Annotated in this window: 16 protein-coding genes; 6 read left to right on the plus strand and 10 right to left on the minus strand. The window is 52.8% G+C overall.

Annotation, left to right across the window (positions count from 1 at the left end; genetic code table 11):
- Positions 1 to 158 precede the first annotated feature (158 nt).
- Both MKY86_RS21275 and MKY86_RS21280 read left to right on the plus strand, forming a co-directional pair.
- Positions 159 to 2,300, plus strand: a complete 2,142-nt coding sequence (locus tag MKY86_RS21275) for a hypothetical protein (RefSeq protein ID WP_340827440.1) — start codon at positions 159 to 161, stop codon at positions 2,298 to 2,300.
- A 363-nt stretch (positions 2,301 to 2,663) separates the two neighbouring features.
- The gene (locus MKY86_RS21280; protein ID WP_076084224.1) at positions 2,664 to 3,863 is read left to right on the plus strand and encodes an MFS transporter; all 1,200 of its coding nucleotides are present in this window, start codon (positions 2,664 to 2,666) and stop codon (positions 3,861 to 3,863) included.
- A 102-nt stretch (positions 3,864 to 3,965) separates the two neighbouring features.
- Here the strand turns inward: MKY86_RS21280 and MKY86_RS21285 are convergent, their stop codons facing one another.
- Complete coding sequence (locus MKY86_RS21285; RefSeq protein WP_076084189.1) at positions 3,966 to 4,646, minus strand: GDSL-type esterase/lipase family protein; 681 nt, start codon at positions 4,644 to 4,646, stop codon at positions 3,966 to 3,968.
- 240 nt (positions 4,647 to 4,886) lie between these two features.
- Between MKY86_RS21285 and MKY86_RS21290 the strand changes: the two genes are divergently transcribed.
- From MKY86_RS21290 to MKY86_RS21305, 4 genes are all read left to right on the plus strand, one after another.
- A complete protein-coding gene (locus tag MKY86_RS21290; protein WP_036731535.1) occupies positions 4,887 to 5,570 on the plus strand; it encodes a pectate lyase in 684 nt (227 codons plus the stop codon).
- 307 nt (positions 5,571 to 5,877) lie between these two features.
- A complete protein-coding gene (locus tag MKY86_RS21295; RefSeq protein WP_076084186.1) occupies positions 5,878 to 6,651 on the plus strand; it encodes an amino acid ABC transporter substrate-binding protein in 774 nt (257 codons plus the stop codon).
- A gap of 28 nt (positions 6,652 to 6,679) precedes the next feature.
- The gene (locus tag MKY86_RS21300; protein ID WP_076084183.1) at positions 6,680 to 7,339 is read left to right on the plus strand and encodes an amino acid ABC transporter permease; all 660 of its coding nucleotides are present in this window, start codon (positions 6,680 to 6,682) and stop codon (positions 7,337 to 7,339) included.
- A 15-nt stretch (positions 7,340 to 7,354) separates the two neighbouring features.
- Complete coding sequence (locus MKY86_RS21305; protein ID WP_076084180.1) at positions 7,355 to 8,098, plus strand: amino acid ABC transporter ATP-binding protein; 744 nt, start codon at positions 7,355 to 7,357, stop codon at positions 8,096 to 8,098.
- A gap of 584 nt (positions 8,099 to 8,682) precedes the next feature.
- Here MKY86_RS21305 and MKY86_RS21310 read toward each other — a convergent pair.
- The 9 genes from MKY86_RS21310 to MKY86_RS21350 all read right to left on the minus strand — a co-directional run bounded on the left by MKY86_RS21310 (position 8,683) and on the right by MKY86_RS21350 (position 20,311).
- Positions 8,683 to 9,837, minus strand: coding sequence for an AI-2E family transporter (locus MKY86_RS21310; protein WP_083685659.1), 1,155 nt, complete (start codon positions 9,835 to 9,837; stop codon positions 8,683 to 8,685).
- 206 nt (positions 9,838 to 10,043) lie between these two features.
- Complete coding sequence (locus tag MKY86_RS21315; RefSeq protein ID WP_076084221.1) at positions 10,044 to 11,108, minus strand: suppressor of fused domain protein; 1,065 nt, start codon at positions 11,106 to 11,108, stop codon at positions 10,044 to 10,046.
- Positions 11,109 to 11,282: 174 nt separating this feature from the next.
- Positions 11,283 to 12,467, minus strand: a complete 1,185-nt coding sequence (locus MKY86_RS21320) for an NAD(P)-dependent malic enzyme (RefSeq protein WP_076084177.1) — start codon at positions 12,465 to 12,467, stop codon at positions 11,283 to 11,285.
- Positions 12,468 to 12,735: 268 nt separating this feature from the next.
- Positions 12,736 to 14,094 (minus strand): 2-hydroxycarboxylate transporter family protein, encoded by a 1,359-nt coding sequence (locus MKY86_RS21325; RefSeq protein WP_076084174.1) that lies wholly within the window; start codon positions 14,092 to 14,094, stop codon positions 12,736 to 12,738.
- 836 nt (positions 14,095 to 14,930) lie between these two features.
- Positions 14,931 to 15,638 (minus strand): response regulator, encoded by a 708-nt coding sequence (locus MKY86_RS21330; RefSeq protein WP_076084170.1) that lies wholly within the window; start codon positions 15,636 to 15,638, stop codon positions 14,931 to 14,933.
- 49 nt (positions 15,639 to 15,687) lie between these two features.
- A complete protein-coding gene (gene dcuS, locus MKY86_RS21335) occupies positions 15,688 to 17,286 on the minus strand; it encodes a DcuS/MalK family sensor histidine kinase (RefSeq protein WP_076084167.1) in 1,599 nt (532 codons plus the stop codon).
- An 85-nt stretch (positions 17,287 to 17,371) separates the two neighbouring features.
- Positions 17,372 to 18,964, minus strand: a complete 1,593-nt coding sequence (locus MKY86_RS21340; protein WP_076084164.1) for a sensor domain-containing diguanylate cyclase — start codon at positions 18,962 to 18,964, stop codon at positions 17,372 to 17,374.
- Between the two features lie 182 nt (positions 18,965 to 19,146).
- The gene (locus MKY86_RS21345; RefSeq protein ID WP_076084161.1) at positions 19,147 to 19,704 is read right to left on the minus strand and encodes a 5' nucleotidase, NT5C type; all 558 of its coding nucleotides are present in this window, start codon (positions 19,702 to 19,704) and stop codon (positions 19,147 to 19,149) included.
- A 460-nt stretch (positions 19,705 to 20,164) separates the two neighbouring features.
- On the minus strand, positions 20,165 to 20,311 hold the full coding sequence (locus tag MKY86_RS21350) for a lmo0937 family membrane protein (protein WP_143803867.1): 147 nt from the start codon (positions 20,309 to 20,311) through the stop codon (positions 20,165 to 20,167).
- Positions 20,312 to 20,350 lie beyond the last annotated feature (39 nt).

Consider the following 20,350-nt stretch of genomic DNA (forward strand, 5'->3'; position numbering starts at 1 on the left):
TTCATACAATGCGGCCGATGAATCCAATTATAGGAATCCTTTCTTTGATACAGTACTAGTCAATTGTACTGGACAGCTCTACAAATAGGCACATGTACGTTTCCGCAAGGAATATTTCGAATATATTAAATGGTCCCCAATAATAAGGAGGTGGTCTAATGTCGAATCCCAATCTTCCAAACATCACGCCTTCGATCACATTATCAAGGGATGATGTCGTCAATTTGCTGTTCTCTTCCATTGCCATGGAAGAGCTTGGACTTGCCCATATCATTAACGCTGAAGGGGAGAAGATCCAGTACGCCCTGGGCACACTGCCGGGCCTTACCGGCCCTCCTGCCACACTTGCCCAGTTGCTGGAGATCAATGACAGCGCCCGGTCCTTGCTGAATACCATCTCCCGCCAGGAGATGATGCTGGATTCCAAGCTGACGACCGCTGCCAGCCTTCCGACACTGGCTGGACCTACCGGTCCTGCCGGTCCTACCGGAGCCCCTGGGGCCGTCACCAGTGTGAATGGTCAGACCGGCGATGTCGTGCTGGATGCCGAAGATGGTGTCTTCCCGATCAACAATGATGAGTTTTCGGGGAGTGATCTGAATCAATTCAACCAGCCGGGGGTCTACAGTTCGGCAAACCCGTTCGGTCCAGATGCACTGAACAGTCCACCTGTCCTCCACAAAGCCGTCTGGACCCTGTATGTCTCCCGCGTCGGCGACTTTGTCCAGCAGCTCTACATCTCCAATCCTTCCCTCTACTACCGCAGCAGTCAGGATGGCGGAACCACCTACCCGGGTAATTGGATTCCCATCGGCGAACAAGGACCCACGGGGCCGACAGGGGCCGGGGTTACGGGCATTACAGGCTTCACTGGCCTTACCGGCGCAACAGGAGTCACGGGCGTTACCGGAGCCACTGGTAATACCGGCTCTACTGGAAATACTGGTGAAACAGGTGCTACTGGAGTCACTGGTGAAACAGGTGCTACCGGAGTAACCGGTGAAACAGGCGTTACTGGAGTCACTGGTGAAACTGGCGTTACTGGCGTTACTGGCCTTACTGGCGTTACTGGCGTTACTGGCGTTACTGGCGTTACTGGCGTTACTGGCGTTACTGGCGTTACTGGCGTTACCGGCGTTACCGGCGTTACTGGCGTTACTGGCGTTACTGGCGTTACTGGCCTTACTGGCCTTACTGGCGTTACTGGCGTTACTGGCGTTACTGGCGTTACTGGCGCTACTGGCGTTACTGGCGTTACCGGCGTTACTGGCGTTACCGGCGTTACCGGCCTTACCGGCCTTACCGGCCTTACCGGCGTCACTGGCCTTACCGGAGCCACTGGAACCACCGGTACGATGCAATTTCCCAAAGTATATGTTGGCGCCAACTCTGGGTTTGTATACTCCATTAATGCACTTACCAATCAAGTGATCGCCTCTTGGCCTCTTAATCAACCAGCTCCGGGTCTTAAAACAGGTTATGGAAGTGCAGCAATTGATACGCTTCGTCACAAGCTTTTCTATTCGGATGGATATAGCGTCGTCAAAGTGGATGAACTGACAGATCAGATAGAAGCAGTCTATGTGGTGGGAAATCAAGCACGAGGCATGTCCATTAACACCATTACTAATACGCTTTATGTCACAAATTGGAGTACGGGCAGCACTAACATTTGGTCTATCGATGTTGATTCGGGTACGGTAAGCACGATTACGGTTGGAACAGCGCCTACTGCAAAGCCTATCCAGGTTGAGGTTAATCCTTACACTAACCAGGTGTACACATTACAAGAAGTAGTACCTGCGTTTACTGTATACGATGTTGACACTGCTACAATTGTTCAAACAGTTACACTGACCACTGCCGCCCCCCATGGACTCGTATTAGACCCGTTCCGAAATAGACTATGGATAACATACTCCGGCACTAGTTATATTAATTCCTATAATCTCTCGACGAATACGCTTGAAACCAACATCGCAGTAGCCAGTGGCATGGCTAATCTATCTGCGAATCTGGTCACTAATCTTTTGTACACAACTGGCACGGTAGTTAATGTAATTGATGGAGATAGCAGGACTGTGATCGCAACGATTAATACAGGCGGCATGTCAAATGAACTACCTGCCGTTAACCCTTATACGATCCTTATTGGAGATTACCCTGCGAATTCTGTATATGTCCCTGTAGGTCAGAGAAATTATGTGACAGTTATCGATCAGAAATCGAATACCCAAGTCGCTTCAATCACAGTGTCACAAACCCCGCTTTGGTGTGTCATAGATCCTTTTGTCAACTAAGGACAGGACAAGAAATTACTTGAGGAAGATATACTCCTCACAAGGGAAAGCAGGATGATATCCATTAGTTAATGCATGATTATCAAGAACTTCTCATGGGTGGTGTATTCACTACCCCCACTTAAGAGCACCTTCAAGCCGAACTCCATCTATCCAGATACGGGAGCGGTCCTGAAGGTGTTCTAATCCACAAATCTTAGTCTTGTCTCCACGGGACAAATGCCATGAATACAATCCCCCCTTGCCCTTTCGCCGGAAACTGACTACAATAACACGTATTCCAACAAGCAATCATTCAGGAGGCACTCTACCTTGAAAGCTCAACCCACCCCTTCTACCAGCAAACGCAACACCGTCTATATCATGCAACTCGTCACGATCTTCCTCGGCTTTGTCGTCTTTGGAATCTCGGAAAATATCAAGGGTCCCGCGATTCCGCGGATTCAGCTGTCGTTCAACCTGGATGAAGGCCAACTCGGCACCCTGCTCTCGCTCAACGCGCTGGGCTATCTGCTCGCCTGCTCCTTCACCGCTATTCTTGTCCGCAAATGGGGCATCAAGGCAGTCACTATGATTTCGTTTGCTTCCATGGTTCTCTCAGGGGTGCTAATCTTCCTGTCCCACAGCTATCCGCTGTTTGCTTCCTCTTACTTTCTGATGTACATAGGGAACGGGATGCTCGAGATCGGGCTGGCGATTCTAGGGGCACGTATTTTCGTCAAAAACACGGGGATGATGATGAACCTATCCCACTTCTTCTATGGCCTAAGCTCAACTGTAGCGCCGCTGCTGGCAACCGGGGTTATGTCGCTGAGTGTATTCGGCCATACGCTGGACTGGCGGGGCATGTATCTGGTCATGCTATCGCTCTGCCTGCTGCCGATCCTGTCGGCGCTGCGCAGCACGTTTCCCGGGGATGATCTGCCACAGGAGGACCGCACCTCCTTCCGTACCCTGACGCGCGATCCCGCGCTCTGGATGATGGTGATGATCCTGTCCTTCGGCGTGGTCTCAGAGCTGGCGGTGGGCGGCTGGCTGGTTAACTTTCTGGAAAAGGCTTATGCCTGGGACACTGTCCGGGCTTCCGGCTTACTGTCAGCCTTCTTCCTGCTATTCTCCCTGGGACGACTCCTGCTGGGTGCGCTGACAGACCGGATCGGCTTCGTGCTCTCGCTGATTATTTTCTCCTGCTTCTCGGCCGTCTGCACCTTCGCCGCCCTGGCCGGCGGGGAGCGTCTCGCCTTTCTGTTCGCCCTATCCGGGGCTGGGATCGCTATTATCTATCCTACCGTGATGGCCTTCATCGCCCGCCGTTACCCGAACGGAAGCGATACGGCCATTACCTTTGTGGTCACCTTAATGGGCCTCGGGAGCGTCATCGGCAACTATATTATCGGCTGGGTTATTGAGTCCGTCAAAGCATTCTACGGCTCCACCACCGAGCTTGGCCTGCTCCGCGGACTCCAGGCGGGGTACGGGTTCATCGGGCTATGCGCAGCGGTCTGCTCCGTGTCGGGAATTGTGCTGTATGTGTATTTGAAACGGAGACGGGAGCTGATCTGAGGGTTGGGACCCGACTCAGAGCCCCGTTTACTGCGACCTCAACAGCAAGAGCAGCGCCTCTCCGGCTACCGGAAGACCGCTGCTCTTGCTGCGTGAGGCTGCTTATAAATATTTTTTCAGATTACCAAAAACCACCGCATACCCGTTCCCATACATATGCACACCATCCATCGTATACTCTTCCTTCAGATTCCCTTCGGCGTCCATCAGTCCCTCATTCACATTGATGAACTGATATCCGTGCCCAAGCGCAAGCGCCTCCACTGCCCGGTTCGCTTCCAGCAGCGCCGCATTGGTTCTCGTTCTGAAGTAATTCTCCCGCATCTCCTCATCCATTCCGGGGAAGTCGGCCTTAGCATTCACCGGATAATACGCCATGACATACACCTTGCACTCCGGCAGCCTGGCCCCGATCCGGGTCAGAATCTCATTGTAATTCGCAAGCAGCTTCCCAGGCTCATATTCACCATCCGCTGAACTGATGTCGTTGGTGCCGATATTAATGAACAGCTTCGAAGGCGCAAGCTCCAGCACACAGACCTCCAGCGCTTCAAGCAATTCCCGGGTCACATAGCCTGCAATACCGCGGTTATAGATCACCGTCTGCTTCTCCAGCGTCTGCTGTAATTCATTTACCGGAAAAAACTCCATCAGCGAGGAGCCCGCCAGAACGGTCTGCCCTTTAAGCGCCAAGGTATTCAGAATGCTGTACTTCTTCACCTTCTCTTCTTTCTCTCTCTGCCACTGAATCTCCATCATCTCGTCAAATTCTTCCTGGGTCATTCTATTCTCCTCCGCTTCTATTGCTCTATTATTCTACCATTGTTATCCTTTATCTCTCAGCTTGCAACCCTTGCCCAATTGTGTCGGAAATATGGAAATTGATCTCCATGTAAGGTTTATGTTCTATGCACACGTGTTCTGAATAGGTTAGATATCGGGTGCAGTCAGAGGTGCACATCTGGCTGGATTGCCCGCAAGGGACCGGTGCGCCGGATCTCAATTCTACAGTTGAAGGGCGGAATGTTTTTGAAAAAGGTAGTTGGCTTGCTCCTGTCGGTTGCACTATTGTCTTCGTTCTATGTTGCCAGTCCCCCCGAGGTATCAGCCGCATCGCCAATTGTGGTGAATTCGACGATTGTAGTGAAGGCCGGTGAGACGTATAACGGCAATGGCCAGACGTTCGTCGCCAATCCGAGCACGCTCGGAGACGGCAGCCAGGCAGAGAATCAGAAGCCCATCTTCCGGCTGGAAAAGAATGCTACACTCAAAAATGTAATTATCGGCGCACCCGGCGCAGACGGGGTGCACTGTTACGGGAATGCTACCATCTCCAACGTAACCTGGCAGGATGTCGGCGAGGATGCCCTGACCCTGAAGGCCTCCGGCACCGTCAATATTACAGGCGGAGGTGCGTACAAAGCCTACGATAAAGTGTTTCAGGCGAACGCTGCGGGCACCATCAACATTAAGAATTTCAGAGCCGATGATATCGGCAAGCTGGCCCGCCAGAACGGCGGCACCTCCTACACGGTGAACTTCACACTGGACAACTCGGACATTTCGAACGTCAAGGATTCCATCTTCCGCACAGACAGCAGCAGCAGCGCAGCCCGGATTACCAATACCCGCTACCGCAATGTGCCCACCCTATTCAAGGGCTTTGCCTCGGGCAAGACCAGCCAATCGGGCAACACGCAATATTGAGATTAAATAAAGTCAGGGCAGCTAGTGTAAATCCAGCAGTCTGATGCCCGCAACATACCGCCGTTAACAGTAACCGCCTTCATTTCCGGCTCTTCCGGGATGGAGGCGGTTACTGTATATACGGAGGATAAGCACACATGAACACGGTCAGCACCGGGACGGAGAGTTTGATTTATTTTGGACACATCTGCCTCTATGAACTCTATCGACATAAGCTCACATGATATGCTATTATGATAGCCTGATAACGTATTAACGAACTAAAGCGGGCGGATGCGGCACGCAATCTACTAGGGGGATTAGAGAGATGAAGAAGCAAGGATTATGGATACTATTATTAATGGCGCTGGCTGTTGCTGTACTGTCCGGCTGCTCCAGTTCAGGGAATAAGGACGGCAAGCTGGTGATCGGCATAGACGACAAGTTCGCCCCGATGGGCTTCCGGGATGACGACAATGAGCTTGTCGGCTTCGATATTGACTATGCGCGAGCGGCTGTCAAGAAGATGGGCAAGGAGGTTACCTTCCAGCCGATTGACTGGTCCGCCAAGGAATCCGAGCTGAACAGCGGCCGGATTGATATGATCTGGAACGGATACACCATCACGGACGAGCGCAAGGAGAAGGTGCTGTTCACCAAGCCTTATCTGGAGAATAGCCAGGTGGTAGTCGTGCTGGCCGGTTCATCGCTGGCGAAGCTTCAGGATCTGGCCGGCAAGGAAATCGGACTTCAGAGCCTCTCTTCTGCCGCCGATGCCCTGGATGCCAGTCCGATCAAAGCCGAGCTTAAGGACGTGTCCGAATACCCCGACAATGTCCTGGCTCTGACAGACCTCAAGTCCGGCCGTGTGGATGGGGTAGTTATTGATGAAGTTGTCGCCAGATATTACATAGCCAAGGAGCCGGATACGTACAAGCTGATGGAAGAATCACTGGCTCCTGAGCAATATGGTATTGGAATCAAGAAGGGCAATGATGAACTGCTGAAAGAGCTGCAGAAGGCGCTGGACGAGCTGAACAGTGACGGAACAGCCGCTGAAATCTCAACCAAGTGGTTCGGAGAGAATAAGGTATTGAACTAGATGCTATCGTTTAGGAGCCGGTTAAGACATGGATATCGATTATATTATTAGAATTTCCGGACCGATGCTTGAAGGTGCCCGGACCACGGTGCTGCTGTTCCTGATCGTGATCGTGCTGTCCATTCCGCTCGGGATGGTGGTCACTCTGATGGCCAAAAGCACGCTAAAGCCGCTGGCCTGGATCGCCCACGCTTATATTTACGTCATGCGCGGAACGCCGCTCTTGCTGCAATTGTTCTTCTTCTGCTTCGGTTTGCCGCAGATTCCCGTAATCGGGGAATATCTGGTTATGGACCGTTTTGTAGCGGCCAGCCTGGGCTTCATTCTCAATTACGGCGCTTATTTCGCCGAGATTTTCCGGGGCGGGCTGCTCTCGATCGATAAAGGCCAGCATGAAGCGGCCAAGGTTCTGGGCTTAAGCCGGTGGCAGACGCTGCGCAAGGTGATTCTCGCCCAGATGTTCCGGGTGGCGCTGCCTGCGGTTGCCAATGAGTCTATTACACTGGTCAAGGATACCGCGCTGCTGTATGCCGTGGCGGTGCCTGAGCTGCTGAATTTCGCCAAGACGGCGGTGAACCGTGATTTTACCGTCACTCCTTTTGTCGTAGCGGGCGTTATTTATCTGCTGATGACACTGGTGCTGACACTATTCTTTAAGCTGCTGGAGAGACGTTTCAAATTTGAGTAGAAGGGCTGTTTGGCTATGAGTAGCATGATTGAAGTACGGCAATTGAAGAAAGACTTCGGCAGCCTCAGTGTGCTGAACCAGATAAGCTTTGACGTGAAGCCCGGCGAAGTCGTTGCCGTGATCGGACCCTCGGGCTCCGGCAAAAGCACCATGCTGCGCAGTCTCGTGCATCTGGAGGAGGTCACCGGGGGCAGCATCTCGATCTGCGGGAAAACGCTGGTTGAGAACGGGCGCTACGCCGGTACGGCGGAGATTAGAGACATCACTTCAAGTATGGGGATGGTGTTCCAGCATTTTAATCTTTTTCCGCATCTCAGTGTGCGGGACAACCTGGAGCTTGCCCCGCGCACGCTGAAGCGGGAAAGTGTGCAGCAGATTACGGCCAAGAGCCGGGAGCTGCTCTCGAAGGTAGGCCTGGCTGACAAAGCAGACGTCTATCCCTCCACACTGTCGGGCGGGCAGAAGCAGCGGGTCGCCATCGCCCGGGCGATGATGCTCAGCCCGGACATTCTCCTGTTCGACGAGCCGACCTCGGCGCTTGATCCTGAATTGACCGGCGAGGTGCTCCGCGTCATCCGCCAGCTCGCCGAGGAGAACATGACGATGATGATCGTCACCCATGAGATGAGCTTCGCCCGCGATGTCGCTGACCGTGTATTCTTCATGGACCACGGGGACATTGCCGAATCCGGGACACCGGAGGAGATCTTCGGCAGCCCGAAGCTGGAGCGAACACGGGCGTTTTTGATGCGGGAGTAGCAGTGAGTAGAGCATTCGGTACTGGCCGGGATGTGCACGGATAATTTCCAAGCAGTTAAGCTATGGGGGCATAACGGCTGAAGCCACATGCTGGCCCGTCCACATAGCGGCCCCCTTCTGCTCATGGTGATTCTAATTGAAGAAGGTCTATCCCGGCCGTATGATGGCTTTGGGGATAGACCTTTTTTCTGGTTCAGATCAGTATGCGATTGTATGCTTACAGCTCATAGTGCTGCAGATGAAGCAAGTGGATTTAATACATCTAATTTCGCGCTAGAGATACACTTCCTTATATTAGTTGGATAAACAACACTTACTGGGGCCGACTTTCGGCGAATCCTTATAATTTGGAAGATTAGATGTACTTTTTCCAACTGCTGCCCCGTAACCGGTCATTCGGAGCGCAATAAGTGCCTTTTTTCCACCTCTGCCCCAAGCTCGGACCAACTCCACTCTTACTTCAACCTACTCGCTCTCACTTCATCCAAGCTCACCCTTGCTTCATCCAACCTCGCACTTTCTCTGCCCCATCCACGCGCTAATCAGCGCTAATCCGCCCTAATCTGCCTTATTTAACTCTACTACTACTCCGCCACTTCCGCAGAAGACACCGTGCCTCCGGGCACCGGCTCCGCCGGCCCTATTGGCGCTGTCGGCTCCGGCTCCTCGTCCCAGCGCTTGCGGATGAAGAGCTGATAGAGCTTGACGATGATGATCTTGAGCATCATATAGACCGGAATAATGACCAGGATGCCGATGATTCCGCCGAAATCGCCGCCGGCCAAGACGAGAATAATGGTGGTCAGCGGGTGGATATCCATGCTTTTGCCGAAGATATAGGGGGCAACCAGGTTATCCTGAATCTGCTGCGCAACGAGCACGACCACAATGGACCAGACCGCCGTAGACGGGGACTCAAACAGACCGATGATGAAGATTGGCACAGTAGACAGAATGGCTCCGATAAATGGGATAAAGTTCATCAGCACCGCCACCAGCGTCAGCAGCAGCGCATACGGCAGGCCAATAATCAGAAAACCGATGTACATCAGGACGCCCAGCGCCAGATTAACCAGCACTCTGCCGACGATGAAGCTGCCCATCACGCCGTCAATCTCGGCAATCACCCCCGCGCCCTCCTCGTGATAGCGTCTCGGGAAGAAGCTCACGAGCTTATCGCCGAACTTCCCGCCTTCCTTCAGCATGTAGAATAGCAGGATCGGAAAGGTGAAGAGCACAATCGCAAAATTAGAGACAAAGGAGAACAGCCCGGACACATAGCCCGTTGCCAGCGAAAAGCCTGTATTCAAATAGCCCATCAATTGGCTGGACAGGTTCATATTCTCGGGAATCAGACCTGACAGCAGCTCCGTGTTCTCCAGCTTGCTTAACTGCTCTCCCACTGCTCTCAGCACACCCGGCATATTGTTCCCCAGGTTCAGCAGCTGACTTTGCAGCGATGGCCATACGCCTACCGTGAAGCCCAGCAGCAGAACAGCAATGACCAGATAGACCAACAGGATCGCCAGCGTCCGCTTCAATTTGCGCGAGGACAGGAAGTCAATCAGGGGCCGAAGCAGATAATAGAAGAATACGGCCAGCATTAACGGCACCATCACAACATTGAAGAGCGAGATAATAGGGGTAAAAATAAAGTCTACCAGTGAGCCTACGTAGATAATGCCCAGCACCAGCAGCACGGCAATACAAATGCGGATAAACAAATTCAATTTGGCCATAGTGGACTCCCGTTCCGTTATTTTGAGCAGCGTTTCTTGTTCACTTAAATATAGCCGGGGTTTCTTAATTCTGACTAAACCAAGTCTAAAGATAAGCTAAAGATTGGGTCTCCAGGCCGGAATACGGCTATGTTTAATTTCCTAATGAAACGGCGCTGAGATAGACGGGTATCTATTTGCCGAAAAGAAAGCTGTCGTCCGCGCGGTTAGCCGATAGTTTTGACCACATTGCCTTCCTGGTCTTTGATGTAAGTCTTGCGGATCTGCACCATCAACGCTTTGGCGGCAGACAGCCGCAGCTCCCCTTCCTTAGGCTGGAGCTTCGCCTCCAGCTCCAGGACTGCCTCTTCCGTTAGGCCGATGCTGACAAACTCCTCGTTGACCACACTCTCGTTATCAGGTCTGTGCTCCAGCATCACCTGCCGCTTCTTGCTGGTCAGCGTCAGCGGCTTCCCCTTCAGCAGCCGGCCGCGCAGCAGCTTGGCTATAATCGGTGCCTGCCGTGCGCCTATAGTCAGGACGGCCGGTGCTGTGCCAATCAGACGGCTTGTGCCAGGCTCATAGCCCAGCTCATCCACATACAGAATGCCCGTCTGGGAACCGTCACGGTCGATACCCTGACGCACCGCTTCCTGGATGGCCGGAAGTTCGAGCAGTGAACCCCGGGCAAGATCGGTGATATAGTGGGGGAGAACCTCCCTGCCGGCCTCCAGAAAGGCGTTGGTATTCCAGGACATCATCGCTTCCAGCTCGTCCGCTGTGATCCCTACCATCTGCAGAAATTCCACACGGCCGTTCGGCGTATCCACAGCCGGAAGCTCCGGGTCATCGGTGAACGCCAGCGCCGTCAGCCCAGTATCTGCTCCCAGGCATATCGGGCCATTGGCATCCAGGTGATGGCCGGAAGCAAAGATATTGCCGCTGGAGAACACATATCTGGCCATGTTCTGCAGCAGATTGATCGCCCAGGCTGGAGGCTCCTGTTCTTCTGCACTGCGCGCCAGGCGGAAGGTCAGCTCGAAGCCATAGCCGCTGTATTCAGGGTCCTCGGACTCCTTCTCGAACAGTTCGGTGAAGCCGAAGGTTACGAAATGCCAATGCGGATATGGCTGCTCGGCTGCATAGGCGCTGATTCCGTTCAGCGGGTCATTGCCTCCCAGGCTATACGGCAGCATTGCCGCATAATGCTTCGGCTCCTGTTGCCCGTACAGTACCTTCATCTGATCTTCAATGGCATCCCAGCCGATAGCTTCCACTTCTTGCTCACTCATCTTGTTCCCTCCAGGTTCATATTTATGTACAGCCGGAATTCCCATATCCGGCCCAGAATCTCCCGTTCATTACCCCAATTCCATCATCACAAATCCCAAAGCTATAAATTCCGCAAAAAACGGCAAGCTCATCTGACGAGCTTGCCGTTTGGTGTATCTTCATTAATATAGGTATCAGTTAACGCCGACCAGCAGGTCCTTACGGGCTACGCCGCTCTTAGCTGCCGCTTCGGCTACAGCCATGCGGATTCTCTCTACTACACGCGGATCGAAGGCGTCTGGAATGATATATTTCTCATGCAGCTCAGACGGGTCAATCACTGAGGAGATCGCCTCTGCTGCCGCCAGCTTCATGTCTTCATTGATATCCGTAGCTTCACAATCCAGCGCCCCTCTGAATATCCCAGGGAAGCACAGCACATTGTTAATCTGGTTCGGATAGTCGGAACGGCCGGTCGCCATGACTCTTACATGCGGCGCAGCAATCGCGGGATCAATCTCTGGCATCGGGTTCGCCATGGCGAACACAATCGGATCTGTGGCCATGTTCAGCACATCTTCCAGCTTCAGCACGTCCGGTGCAGAGACTCCGATGAAGACATCCGCGCCTTTGATTACATCGGACAGACTTCCGATTTCAAGATAAGGGTTCGTAATCTGGGCGTAATCGCTCCAGTGACTGCGCTCATAATCCGCCAGCCGGTTAATCGCGCCCTCCCGGTCCACGCCGATCAGGTTCACCGCTCCGGCATGCAGCAGCATTTTGGAGACGGAGATGCCGGCTGCGCCGATGCCGTTGACTACGATTTTGACATCCTTGATATCCTTGCCGCATACCTTGAGCGCATTCAGAAGTCCGGCTGTCACGACAATTGCTGTACCGTGCTGATCATCATGGAAGACCGGAATGTCCAGCTCGGCTCTTAGTCTGGCTTCAATCTCGAAGCAGCGCGGAGAGGAAATGTCCTCCAGATTAATGCCGCCGAACGTCGGGGCAAGCGCTTTTACAATCGCAATAATCTCTTCGGTATTCTTGGTGTCCAGGCATATCGGCACGGCGTCGACGTCTGCGAACTGCTTGAACAGCGCCGCTTTGCCCTCCATAACCGGCATGGCTGCCTTCGGCCCGATATCGCCAAGCCCCAGTACAGCCGTACCATCGGATATGACAGCTACGGTATTCTTCTTCGTGGTTAGCTCGTAAGCCTGGGACTGATCGTCGGCAATCGCCTGACAGACCTTCGCCACACCCGGCGTGTAGACTTTGGACAGGTCGTCTTTGCACAGAATCGGATGCTTCAGGGTAGTTTCGAGCTTACCGCCTTTATGCAGCAGCATAATTTCTTCTAATAGTTCCATATTAACTCCTCCATTCAGCTGGTTAACCGTTTGTTGCATCCCTCTCGGATCTTTCTATATATAGCGGATCTTCCTGCATCCGGAACCGTACCAGACCCGTATGCAGGCCCGTCAACTCTGCATTTCATATACTCCCTTAGTCATTCTCCGCGATAATTATCGGATTGGCAAGATAAAAGCTGACACCTGAAGATTGTCCACGATTTAGACACGATTGGATGCGATTTCATGTGATTCTGGCATCTCTTCTGCTGATTGAGCTCCCTGATTAGCCACCCCATACTGCGATGAGCAGCGTGGCCACAACCACCGTAATAGCGCCACCGATCCGAGTGGAGATCTGTGCGAACGGCATCAGCTCCATGCGTCCCGAGGCAGACAGAATGGCTACATCGCCTGTTCCTCCAAGGCCGCCGCGGCAGCCGGTAACAATGGCCGCTTCTACGGGATACATATTGACCCATTTGCCGGTAAAATAGCCGGTGATCGTCATCGCCACAATAACGGTAGCGCAAACAATAATATAAGGAAGCGAGATCAGGGCGGCGACATCCTTCAGCGGAATGTACAGCATCCCGAGGCCGACCATCAGCGGCCAGGTTAAAGTACCGGATACCAGCTTGTAGAGCTGATAAGCACCCTGCTCAATTTTGGCAGGCAGCAGCTTGGAAATCTTCAGCAGCGCCGCTGCGAAGATCATCAGGATCGGACCCGGAATACCGACGAACGGCGACAGCAGATGTCCGGTGATGAACAATCCGCAGGCGAACAGCAGGCCCGCGCCCATCAGCAGGAAGTCCGGTTTCAGACTGTCATAGGTGCTGCCGGCCAGCTTTTGGCCGTCCTTCGCCTTCACGAGTACACCGTTACCGGTGATGGACGGGTTTTTGTCAGCCATCCGCTTGAGCAGCCCCGCACCGATAATCGCAAACACGTTGCCGATCACCGCCGCCGGAATCATCTGCGCCACATACGACCCGGATTCGCCGCCAAGAATCTGCGAGAACGCGATGGACAGCGGGAGAATCCCTTCACCGACGCCGCCGCCAATAATAGGCACAACGATGTAGAACAACGTCCGGTGTGCGCTATAGCCGAGCAGCATCCCTACGCCCATCCCCGCAGCGACTGCGGCGATTGTTCCGGCCATCATCGGAATGAAGATGCGGATGAAGCCGTTGATGAGCGTGGTACGGTTCATCCCGGTAATACTTCCGGCTACCAGAATCGAGATGTACAGGTACAGGAAGTTCGATGTCTTCATTAGGGTGTTGACCGATTCGAGCACCGAAGGGTCCAGCACATTCCAGAAGACCAGGAAGGATGGGATCATTAACGAGAGAATCGCCGGACCGCCGATATTCTTGAGAATCGGAAGCTTGAAGCCCAGATCACTGAGCAGCACCCCCAGTACAATAATTACTGCAAAGCCGCCGATCATGTCGTTTGGCAGTTCACCAAGCACAGAAGCCGCAAAAATAATGAGTGCAAATACCACATACAATGGGAGCGGAATAACGCCTACTTTTAAATGCAGAAGCTTCTGGACGAAACCCTGTTCTCCTTGCTTCAGTACAACAGGCTGCTGTTCCGGTACCGAAATCGGGGGTTGAATTGCTTTTTGCATGTTAACCTTACCTCCTTAACTCTTTTACAAATTCATCATAGCTGCTTTGAAAGCGCTTTTGTTTTTATGAAAGTAATAAAGGGGTTTTGTAAATTATTAAAGTAAGCGCTGTCAGGAGAGGGGGCTGGGGGACGCTGGGATTGGCGGGGATTAGTAGAGTGGATTGTAGAGTAGGTTAGTACAGCGCATTAGTGTAGAGAATTAGTAAAGAGCATTGGTAGAGGGCAGTGGTAGGAGCATTGTTGGTAAATGATATTAGTAGAGTGCTCCAATTGGTCGAATCTGACTATAGTTGCTGGGGAGGGCGTAGATGGAGTCGGGTAGGGTCAGATGGAGACAGGTAGTATCAGGGGGAGGCAGGTAACATAGTTAGTATCAGGGAGTTGCAGAGGTAGCCTGATTACATCAGGTGCATTAGTGCTCTTCATTTTGGCTTACCACTGACTTTTGGCTGATTCAGGCGCATTTGTGCTCTTGATTTGCGTCTACCGCCGACTTTTGGCTGATTCAGGTGCATTAGTGCTCTTCATTTTCGCCTATCGCTGACTTTTGGCTAATTCAGGTGCATTAGTGCTCTTCATTTTCGCCTACCGCCAACCTTTGGCTAATTCAATGGGATTTATCCCTCTCATTTCGGCTCCCCACCCCACTTTTGGCTGATTCAAAGGGATTTTTCCCTTTCATTTCCCCATCCAGCCCACTTTCGACCAAATCAAAGGGATTTTTCCCTTTCATTTCACCTCCCAGCTCACTTCCGCTGTCTTCGCAATACAAAAAGCTCCGCCGCAGGTTGCACGGCAGGAGCTCCAGAATTAGTTAGTCATACTCTCACACACTCAAATATACTTAGTAATCAATCCCTTACCGTTCGGAGCGAGCCGGTATTTCTGCACAGGCCTGCCGATGCTCCCGTAGACGAGGTCCATTTCCAGCACTCCCATCTCCGTTAGCCCGATCAGGTATTTGCCGGCGGAGACGCGGGAGATGCCGGATACCGCTGAGATCTCCTCAGCGGAGAACAGCTCGCTGCCACAGGCCTCCACGGCACGCCAGATCGTCTGGAGTGTCTGACGGGTGAAGCCCTTGGCCAGCTCCTGCGAGGACGTCCGTTCCTGCTTGAACCGGGACAGCCTGTCCAGCTCCGACTGGTTCAGCCGCTCCTGGCTGCGGAATAGCTTGTTCTGTTCCCTGTATCCATTAAGCGCTGCCCGGAGCCTGGAGAATTCAAACGGCTTAATCAAGTAGTCCACCGCTCCGTTCTGCAGCGCTTCCTGAATGCTCTCCTTGTCGCTTGCGGCCGAGATGACAATGACATCAATCTTCACGCCTCTGCGCCGGATCTCGGACAGCAGCTCCAGCCCGTTGCTCTCCTTCATGTAAATATCCAGCAGGATCAGGTCATAGGCCTGCTTCTCCAGCATACCCAGCACTTCTTCCGCCGAGCTGGCCCAGCCATCGGCACGGAAGCCCTCCACCTGCTGCACATAAAACTTATTCATCTCCGATACCATAGGATCATCTTCAACGATAAGTACTTTTATCATAATCGTTATCACCACTCTTCATGGGCTATCCACCCTTTTCATGATTAATTTAATTCTTCGCTCTATACGGAATCTGCACCGTGAATTCGGTGCCTTCCCCCTCCAGGCTGTCATACGTAATCGTACCGCCCAGCTTGTCTACACTTCGCCGCACCAGATACAGCCCTACGCCCCGGTCTCCGCCTTTGGTTGAATAGCCCTGCTCAAACAGGTGATCTCCATTCTCCGACGATATGCCCGTCCCGTTATCACTGACCTTAAGGGTAAGCAGGTTGTCCTTATGCCGGAACCCCATCTCGATCTGCTTGTTGTCCGCGCCTTGGAGAGCCTCCAGCGCATTGTCCAGAAGGTTGCCCGCGATCGTGACCAGCTCCCGCGCCACCTCGTGATCCGCCGCTTCAGGCAGCAACCCATCATCCCGGATAACCAGCCGCACATCGGCCTCCCTGATTCTGCTGAGCTTGCCGAGCAGGAAGCCGACCATCACCGGGTCTTTGACCAGCCGGACTACTGAATCCGCCTCTGTCTGGATGCTCTGTACAATATCCGTCAGATATTCTTCCAGCCGGTCGTACCGCCGCATCGTATTCAGCCCCATAATGACATGCAGCTTGTTCATGAACTCATGGGTCTGGGCACGCAGTGCCTCGGCGTACAGGGAGATGCCGGAGAGCCGCTCCATCAGAATACTGATCTCGGTCTTGTCCCGGAACGTGGCAATAGCCCCTTCGATGATTCCGTTCACCCGGACCGGAACCACATTCACCAGCAGCGTAATGCCACTCTGCTCCACTTCCTTATCCAGCAAGGCTTCACCGGTATCCAGCACCTTCTCCATCCGCAGCAGCGGCCAAAACTGCCCGGCCTGCTTACCTACCGGTTCCTGGTTCAAGCCGACACTGCCCATCAGCCTGCGTGCCTCGGCATTCACCAGGGTAATCCGCGATTCCTTATCGACGGCCAGAATCCCTTCCTTGGTCGATTGCAGCATGGCGCTACGCTCCTCCAATAACTTGGCGATCTCTCCCGGCTCCATGCCGAACATCATCCGCTTGATTTTGCGGGCGAGCAGGATGGCACCGAATATCCCCATCAGCCCGCCGACCAGGATGCCCGAGTAGATAATCCAGCGGTTCTGCTGAACGGCGGAACGGACGCTGCCAAGCGATATGCCTACAGCTACTGCTCCAACCTGCTTGCCGTCAGCGGCGAAGATCGGTGAGAACGCTCTCACAGAATAACCAAGCGAGCCTTCAGCCACGGATATGGTCTCCTTGCCATGCAGTGCATCGGTCTCATCCCCGCCCATGAAATGCTTGCCGATCAGGGCCGGATCGGGGTGGGAACGGCGAATCCCTCCCATATCCATGACCACCACGAATTGAACGTCATTGATGGCGCTAATATCGGTTGCATAACGCTGGATGCTGCCGGAATCGGACTCTGCAAGCAGCCCGTCCACCACTCCCGGCGTGCGCGAGACCGTGCGGGCAATCGTGATGGCCTTGTTCTCCAGAGAAGCCCGGGCTTCTTCGGAGAATCTCATGCCGAACATTACATACACAATCAGCAGCACCAGCACGACGATGCCGCAGGTCATCAGGGTGATGGCGGTCTGAAGGCGTAATCTTTTTGTACCAATTCTCACATTGCTCCACCTTCAGGAAATTTTTCTCGATTATAACGCAAAAGCGCTCAAAGCGCGATAGTCCACCCATTCAAACTAATTCCTGCTATTGCTCCGCAATCACGGACTGGTTGCGCCCTCTGCTCTTCGCCAGATACAAGGCCTGATCCGCCTTCACAAGCAGTTCCGTAAGGTCAGCAGCATGGGAAGGGTAGTGGGCAATTCCCTGTGAAACCGTAAGCCTCGCCGCAATCGGCCCCTGGCTCCGCTCAACCGCAAGACGGATTCGCTCAGCAGCGCTGAAGGCTTCAGCAGGCGTGGTCCGGGCCAGCAGAATAACAAATTCTTCCCCGCCGTAGCGGTAACAGATATCATCCGGGCGAAGCGAGGTTACGATGACCCGGACAACATGCTTCAGAACCTCATCACCCAGGTTATGGCCGTAAGTGTCATTGACGAGCTTGAATTTATCTATATCCAGCATCACCAGCGAGAAGGGAGCACCGGAGCTTATCCGCTGGTTAATCGTATGTTCCAGGGATCTGCGGTTCATCAGACCGGTCAGCACATCCGTTGCAGCTTCATGGGTCAACTGCTCAGTCTGCTGCTGGATATTGGCCAGGGCAAGTGACACCCCGTCTGTCAGTAAGTACGCCTCCCGGCTCCAATACCGCTTCGCTTCCTGCAGCTCTATCTGTTGCTTGCCCATTCTGCTTACGACATCTGCCAGATAGACGAAGGGACGCGCAAACTTGCGGGCCAGCAGAATAACGCCCAACAGCAGCAGAATGAACGGTAAGGAGGAATACCCGATCAGGGTACGGAAATGCCCGATCAGCTCCTTATGAATCTGGCTAATCGGGGAGACAACCACGATTCCCCAGCCATTGGCGGGCACACTGGAATAACCGGCCAGCATCTCGATGCCCCGGGTGTTCGTGACACGCTGTTCTCCGCTTTGCTTATTCATCAGCTGCTGCACAACCTCATTAATGCTGACATCTGTGCCAATCCGCGTTTTATCCGGGTGATACACCAGATGCCCTTCTGAATCCACAATATAATAATAAACCCCCGAATCATCCTCCTGTCCATTGTCAAAAATCTCAGACAGCACATTATTCTCCTGAAGATAGATGGTGCCGCTAATAATTCCAGCATAGGTTCCCGCAGCATCGAAGATGGGCTGGCTCAAAAATACGATTAACCGCTTGGTATTGGCCGTCAAATAAGGGGAAGAAATATACGGCTTGCGGAGCGCTAATGCTTCCTTGCTATTCTCTGAGGTGATGTGCTTGCCTGTAGTCCCTATGCTGGCAGGTGAGACATGGCGGATGAATCCGCTGGCGTCGACCACAGTGATGGAATTGAAGAAATTGCTGCTGCTGCGCATCAGATCTAGGGAATCATTCACTTGCTGCGGCGGCATAGCTTCTATGTCAGACAGCCTGGCGGCGTTGTATTCCAGAGTCCCGTGCATGGACTGAAATAAGGAATCCATGGTCCTCGACATACGATCAGCATTGAGGTAATTCAGATGAAGCGTGGTCTCCATTAAGGACCGCTTCTTGGACTCATACGAACCGAGCAGAAGAATACTCGAAGTTAGCAGAACCACCAGTGTCACCAAACCTGTGAGCAGCGTGGTGAGACTCAGCTTTTTGCTTTGATTAACCTTACTCTTTAACCCTTTATACAAAACTGCAATCCTCCTTGAAGCAAGAAACGCAAAGTTACACCCATCATACCGCAAATATTGATAATGTTCGACAGCGGATTTATGGCAGTACAGACGGCGAAAGTATCCCGGACATAGCAGAATAAGCCCGCAGCAGCGAGGCTCATCTTCAAGCAATTAATCATGTTAAGATCAGTTTCACCCTACGCCTGCAAAATCTCATCCACCCGCGCCGATGCACCCTCCCAGGAGGTCATCAGCGGAAAAGAGTATTGCTCACGTGCCCTCAGGTTCCACGGATGCGGGATACAGAGCACCTTCTTCCCTGCCTGTACGGCAGGCAGCAGGTTATGCGGGCCGTCATCAATCAGCAGGTCATAGCCGATCAGATGCTTCCGCTTGCAGGTGAAGAAATTGTCGGCCGGGATATACGGCATATGCTTTTGCAGCCAGTTCCATTTCTCCAGCACCGTCTTCGGGACAGCGGCCGTCACAATAATAACATCATAGGCGTTGTGCAGCTTCTCCATCTCTTCCACCACATATTCGTCGAACAGCTCCAGCTCCTCGTACAGGCCGGGTCTGCCGAAGAACAGATCCATGGTGCTGTCCGGGTGGCGCAGATGATCCGTGTTCCAATCCATCATATCTTCGTAGCGAAGGGGATGTGTAGGAAACTCAATGTTATTGTGGTATATCGCACGTTTGACGAGATGGCAGATGGTATCATCCATATCGACGGCGATGATCGGTTTACGCATTGATTCTCCTCCATGTACATTTTCATTCATTTTCATTTATTATAGGCAACCGGGGAATAGGTGTCCAGACATGCACCAGACTGAACAGAACAAAATCATCCTAACGAATGAAAGTGCTATGGATCGCATTGTTGCACATTTTGCAGGATTCCTCTAAAAATGTTACCGGCTACGCTACATTGTTGCATCATTTGCAGGAATTCCGGTGTTTAAAGCAAGTTAGCGTTGGTTTTGTTGCATTTCATGCAGGATTTCAGCATCGCCCGCTTCTGTTGGGTAATATTCCTGCACTTCTTGCAGGATACTCCACAATGTTACGGACTGTGGAGTGGGGCCCCTCCCTCTTCGCAAAAGCACCGAAAAAAGCACATGCCCGCCTTCATAGGGACACATGCTTTGCTGCCTAACGCAGCCACTGTGTATTGTGAACATTCAGCTTCACCTATCCACTCATTTCCCGTTATCTCCGCGACCGTCCCTTGAACAAGTTAATCACGAATAGGACCGCTGCGACAAACAGCAGAAGATGGATCATATTGCCCATGAAATCAAAGATAAGGCCTAACAGCCATACCACCACTACAAGTCCGATTAATCCCCACAACATAAGCTTACCGCCTTTCTCTTCCGGGTTATTTGTTTGTAC

This window comes from Paenibacillus sp. FSL R7-0333 (assembly GCF_038000365.1).
GTDB classification, from domain to species: domain Bacteria; phylum Bacillota; class Bacilli; order Paenibacillales; family Paenibacillaceae; genus Paenibacillus_AQ; species Paenibacillus_AQ silagei.